Here is a 5,285-nt window from a genome sequence, read left to right as displayed (position 1 = left end):
CGGCGACCGGCGACCGGCGACCGGCGACCGGCGACCGGCGACCGGCTGAGGCCGCCGCCTGATGCCAGGCGGCGACCGGGAGGGTGAGGGAAGGGGGCTAGTTCTTCGGGGTCAGGGGCCACTTCTTGCGGACGGCGAAGACGGCGCCGGCCAGGACGATGAGGACGCCGCCGGTGATGGCGAGGGCGATGCCGATGCCGCTGGAGCTGTCCGTGTCGCTCACCGAGGCGTGGGCCTGGGGCTTGGCGGGGCCTGCCTTGCCCTTCTTGCCGTCGGTCGTGCCCGGGGAGGAGGTGGCGGTGTCCGAGCTCTGCGGCGGGACGAGCCGGCCGACCGGGGAGACCTTGCCGTCGGCGGCGAAGCCCCAGTCGAGGAGGCGGGCGGCTTCCTTGTAGACGGCGAAGCTTTCGCCGGAGTCGGGGGTCATGACGGTGACGAGGAGGACGCGGTTGTCGCGCTCGGCGACGCCGGTGAAGGTGGCGCCCGCGTTGGTGGTGTTGCCGTTCTTGACGCCGGCGATGCCCTTGTAGGGGGAGATGCCCAGGTCGCCGGTGAGGAGACGGTTGGTGTTCTGGATCTGGAAGGTCTCGGTGGTCTTGCCCTTCTTCTGCTTCTTGGGGAACTTGGCGGTGGCCGTGGCGGCGTACTCGCGGAAGTCCTTCTTCTGGAGGCCGGAGCGGGCGATGAGGGTGAGGTCGTACGCGGAGGAGGTCTGTTTGGGGGCGTCGTAGCCGTCGGGGCTCACGACGTGGGTGTCGCGGGCCTGGAGTTCGTCTGCGTGGGCCTGCATGTCCTTGACGGTCTGGGGGACGCCCTGGTTCATGGCGGACAGGACGTGGACCGCGTCGTTGCCGGACCTGAGGAAGACGCCGAGCCACAGGTCGTGGACGGTGTAGGTGTAGTCCTCCTTGATGCCCACGGTGCTGGAGCCGGCGCCCATGCCGGCCAGGTCGGAGGGGATGACCTTGTGGGTCGTGGTCTTCGGGAACTTGGGCAGGACCGTGTCCGCGAAGAGCATCTTCATGGTGCTCGCGGGAGGAAGACGCCAGTGGGCGTTGTGCGAGGCGAGGACGTCACCCGACTCGGCGTCCGCGACGATCCAGGACTTGCCTGAGAGTTTCTTGGGCAGGACGGGGGCGCCGCCCTTCAGATCGACCTGGGTGCCTGCGAGGCCCAGGCGACTGCCGCCGATCTTCGACATGTCGGCCGGGGGCTTGGCCTGGCCGGAGGAGGTCTTGTCGGCCCTGTCGCCCGGCTTGTCCACGGCGGCCGACGCGGGCAGCGCGGTGGTCAGGGACAGCGCGGAGGCGGTGAGCAGGACCGCGGAAGTCGTGAGCAGAGCCGAGCGGAAACGACCGTTCGGGTGTGCGGACTTCTTCGAATGCGACGTATTGGAGGCAGGCACGGTCGGAAACGTACATGTACCTGGCCGGTAAGTCTCCGTCGAGTCGTTCTGTGTTGGGTGGGTGCGGGGATGTGGGAGCGGGTGCGGTGCCCTGACTGCCGTCGCGTCCCCACCCCGGCGTGGGCGCGGGAGAGAGGCTGGTGATACTGAGGGTATGAAGCTCAGCCGCCCCGTCTCCTGGTTCCTGCTCGCCTTCGGGGTGTGGAGCTGGTTCATCTGGATCACTTTCGTCAAGAACCTCTGGAAGGACGGCAGCGGCCTCGCGTTCGACGACGCCGGGGATCCGACCGCCTACTTCTGGGTGCACTTGACGCTGGCCGTCGTCTCCTTTGTCTTGGGGACGGTGGTGGGAGCCATCGGGTTCCGTGGCGTGCGGGCACTGCGCCGGAACGCATAGGCGTCCGGGGCCATGGTCGTCGTCTTCGTGGTGATCGCCCTTGTCGTGCTGGGGGCGCTGGCCGGGCTGCACTACTACGCCTGGCGGCGCCTCGTGCGGGACACGACCGCGGGGCCCGGGTGGGTGCGCCGCGCCGGAGCGGTGGTGTTCGCCGTCGGGCCGGTGCTGATGTTCGCGGCGCTGATTGCGGAGCGGGCGGGGGCACCGTTCCTGGTGCAGCAGGTGCTGGCGTGGCCGGGGTTCCTGTGGATGGCGTTCGCGCTGTATCTGGTGTTGGCGTTGCTGGTGGGGGAGGTCGTGCGGCCGCTGGCCCGGCGTCTGCTCGAGCACCGGACGCCCGCCTCCACGGCCGGCGCGCCCCTCGACACCGACACCGATACCGACACCCGCACCGATGCCGACGCAGGTGCAGGCGCCGATACCGATATCGAGGGCGGGCCCGTCCCTGATCCCGGCCTCAAGGCGGACCCGGCGCCCGGGTCCGCCCCCGGCCCCACCAGCAACCCCGAGCGCAACCCCGCGCCCACCCGGCGTCTCGTCCTGGCCCGGGCCGTCGGTGGGGCCGCCGCCGTGGCTGCGGCAGGTGTCGTGGGCGCGGGAGCCTACGGCGTGCTGCGCGGGCCCGGGGTCAAGCGGGTCACCGTGCCGCTGGCCCGACTGCCCCGCGCGGCGCACGGGTTCAGGATCGCGGTGGTCAGCGATGTGCACCTGGGCCCGGTGCTGGGGCGGGGCTTCGCGGAGCGCGTCGTCGACATCGTGAACGGGACGCAGCCGGATCTGATCGCGGTGGTCGGTGATCTGGTGGACGGGAGCGTCGAGGACCTGGCGCCGGCGGTCGCGCCGCTGGCCCGGCTCCGGGCGCGGCACGGCACGTACTTCGTGACCGGCAACCACGAGTACTTCTCCGGGGCGGAACCGTGGGTGGAGCACGTCCGGGAGATCGGGCTGCGGCCGCTGGCCAATGCGCGGGTGGAGCTCGGCGCGTTCGACCTCGCGGGCGTGAACGACATCGCGGGGGAGAACCACGGCGACGGCCCGGACTACGGGAGGGCGCTCGGTGACCGGGACCGTTCGCGGGCCGCGGTGCTGCTCGCGCACCAGCCCGTGATGATCCATGAGGCGGTGAAGCACGGGGTCGACCTGCAGTTGTCCGGGCACACGCACGGCGGGCAGCTCTGGCCGGGGAACTTCATCGCCGACGCGGCCAATCCGACGCTGGCGGGGCTGGAGCGGTACGGCGACACGCAGTTGTACGTCAGTCGGGGTGCCGGGGCGTGGGGGCCGCCGGTGCGGGTCGGCGCGCCGTCCGACATCACCGTGGTCGAACTGGCGTCGAAGCAGACCTGAATCACGAGCGTTTCACGCACGCCTGGGCTCTCACCGCCGGGGTTTCCCTCACGCCAGGGCTCTCGCGCCACCAGGGTTTCCCTCACCGCCGGGCCGGGGCTCCGGCACTACCGGTCGCCCTACCACCAAGCTCGCCAAAATCCCGCTCCGTCCGTTCCACCCGCCCGAGTTCCGCACGGAGGGGCGCGGTACTCTCCTCGAACCCCCACGTGAGCTTCACATCCGAGCGGGGCAGGACTACTCGGAGCGCATCGAAACGGGCCCGAACACCCCACGCTCCGAATACCTCACGAATCTCTCTTCCCCCAGGTCAAACACTGTGGTTGGGTGATAACCGTCACTGGGGAGGGACGTTTTGAAACGCACGGTTCGGCTCCGGGTCATCGTGACGATCGTGGTACTCGTCGCGGCGGGACTCGGCGGCTGGCAGCTTCTGCCGAAGAAGAGTGACGGGGGAAAGACGCTCACGGTGGGGACGACGGACGCCGTCACCTCACTCGATCCTGCGGGCGCGTACGACGCGGGATCCTGGGCGCTGTACAGCAATGTGTTCCAGTCGCTGCTGACGTTCGATCCGGGTGGCACCACTCCGGTTCCGGACGCGGCGCAGAGCTGCCGGTTCATCGGTACGGGTATCAAGACGTACCAGTGCAAGCTCAAGCCGGATCTGACGTTCCCGAGCGGTCGGGCGATGGCGGCGCAGGACGTGAAGTACTCGTTCGACCGGCTGCGGAAGATCAACGATCCGGTCGGTCCGGCCTCGCTGTTCGACACGCTGGGCGAGGTGCAGGCGAGTGGGCTGACGGTCACGTTCAAGCTCAAGTCGCCGGACGCCACGTTCCCGTTCAAGGTCGCGACCGGGGCGGGCTCGATCGTCGACCGGGACAGCTACCCGGCGGACGCGCTGCGCACGGGGGACCGGATCGACGGCACGGGCCCGTACAGCCTCAAGGCGTACAAGTCCGGCAGCAAGGCCACGCTCGTGCCCAACGAGAAGTACGACGGCCCGGTCAAGGTGCCGCAGCATGCGACGGAGCTGCGCTACTTCAAGGACTCCGAGGGGCTCGAGGCGGCGTGGAAGAACCACGGTGTCGACGTGGCCGCCCGGTCGCTGTCGCCCGACATGCTGTCCGGCCTGTCGACCACGGATCCGAACGAGCGGCTGACGGTGGTCGACGGCGCGGAGACCCGCAATCTCGTGCTGAACGTGCGGGAGGGCAAACCGCTGCACGACGAGCGCGTGCGGCAGGCGATCGCCACGGTCATCGACCGCGACAAGCTGGTCGAGTCCACGTACAAGGGGACGGTCGACTCGCTGTTCTCCGTCGTGCCGCGCGGGATCGCCGGGCACACGACGGCGTACTTCGACGAGTACCCGAAGCGTGATGTCGACCGGGCGCGGAAGCTGCTGTCGGAGGCCGGGGTGAGCACGCCGGTGAAGTTCGAGTTCGCGTACTCGCGCGGTGCCGCGTCGAAGCCGGAGGCCGAGGAGATCGCCCGGCAGCTGGAGGCGACGAAGCTGTTCGAGGTGAAGACCAAGTACTACGACTGGGAGACGTTCCAGAAGAAGTACTCGGCGGGCAAGCTGGACGCCTACGCGGTCGGCTGGCTGCCGGACTTCCCGGACCCGGACACGTTCACGGCGCAGCTGGTGCGTACCGGGTCCAGCATGCACAACGGGTTCAGCAGCAAGCGGATCGACGACCTCATCGTCGCGAGCCAGCAGTACGAGGACCGCGAGCGCACGCTCCGGGACTTCCGCAAGCTGCAGGAGGCGGTCGCGGTGGACGTGCCGCTGATCCCGCTGTGGCAGCGCAAGGAGTACGTGCTGAGCACCGACGACGTCACGGGCGGGCAGTACCTGTCCGACGCCACAGGTGTCTTCCGGCTCTGGGAGCTGGACTGGATCTGACCGGATCCGGTCATCCGGCGCACGACGGGCGGGCCCCCGAACAGGGGAGCCCGCCCGCTTCCGTCCGTCAGGCCTTCCGTCCGTCAGGCCATCTGTCCGTCAGGCCTTCCGGCGGCGGCCCTTCGGGCGGGCCCCGCGGCGGAGCTTCAGGAGGGCGCCGCCGGCCAGCGCCGCGACGGCCGCCGAGCCGCCGAGGGCGAGCGCCTGGGTGCCGCCCCCCGATC

At 70.0% G+C, this 5,285-nt stretch carries 4 protein-coding genes; 3 read left to right on the top strand and 1 reads right to left on the bottom strand.

The features are described 5' to 3' along the window. Positions 1-97: 97 nt before the first annotated feature. Complete coding sequence (locus tag GTW43_RS19710) at positions 98-1,621, bottom strand: DUF5136 domain-containing protein (protein ID WP_161303338.1); 1,524 nt, start codon at positions 1,619-1,621, stop codon at positions 98-100. Between GTW43_RS19710 and GTW43_RS19705 the strand changes: the two genes are divergently transcribed. The 3 genes from GTW43_RS19705 to GTW43_RS19695 all read left to right on the top strand — a co-directional run bounded on the left by GTW43_RS19705 (position 1,560) and on the right by GTW43_RS19695 (position 5,061). Continuing rightward, entirely contained in the window at positions 1,560-1,802 is a 243-nt protein-coding gene (locus GTW43_RS19705) for a hypothetical protein (protein WP_161303337.1), read from the top strand. The genes GTW43_RS19710 and GTW43_RS19705 overlap by 62 nt on opposite strands. Before the next feature lie 12 nt (positions 1,803-1,814). After that, entirely contained in the window at positions 1,815-3,149 is a 1,335-nt protein-coding gene (locus tag GTW43_RS19700; RefSeq protein ID WP_161303336.1) for a metallophosphoesterase, read from the top strand. Positions 3,150-3,534: 385 nt separating this feature from the next. Next, entirely contained in the window at positions 3,535-5,061 is a 1,527-nt protein-coding gene (locus GTW43_RS19695) for an ABC transporter substrate-binding protein (RefSeq protein ID WP_161303335.1), read from the top strand. Positions 5,062-5,285 lie beyond the last annotated feature (224 nt).

It is taken from the genome of Streptomyces sp. SID5785, assembly GCF_009870065.1.
Classification (GTDB): Bacteria; Actinomycetota; Actinomycetes; order Streptomycetales; family Streptomycetaceae; genus Streptomyces.
Note: the sequence above shows the minus strand (reverse complement) of the source record. Positions and strands in the feature narration are given on the sequence as shown.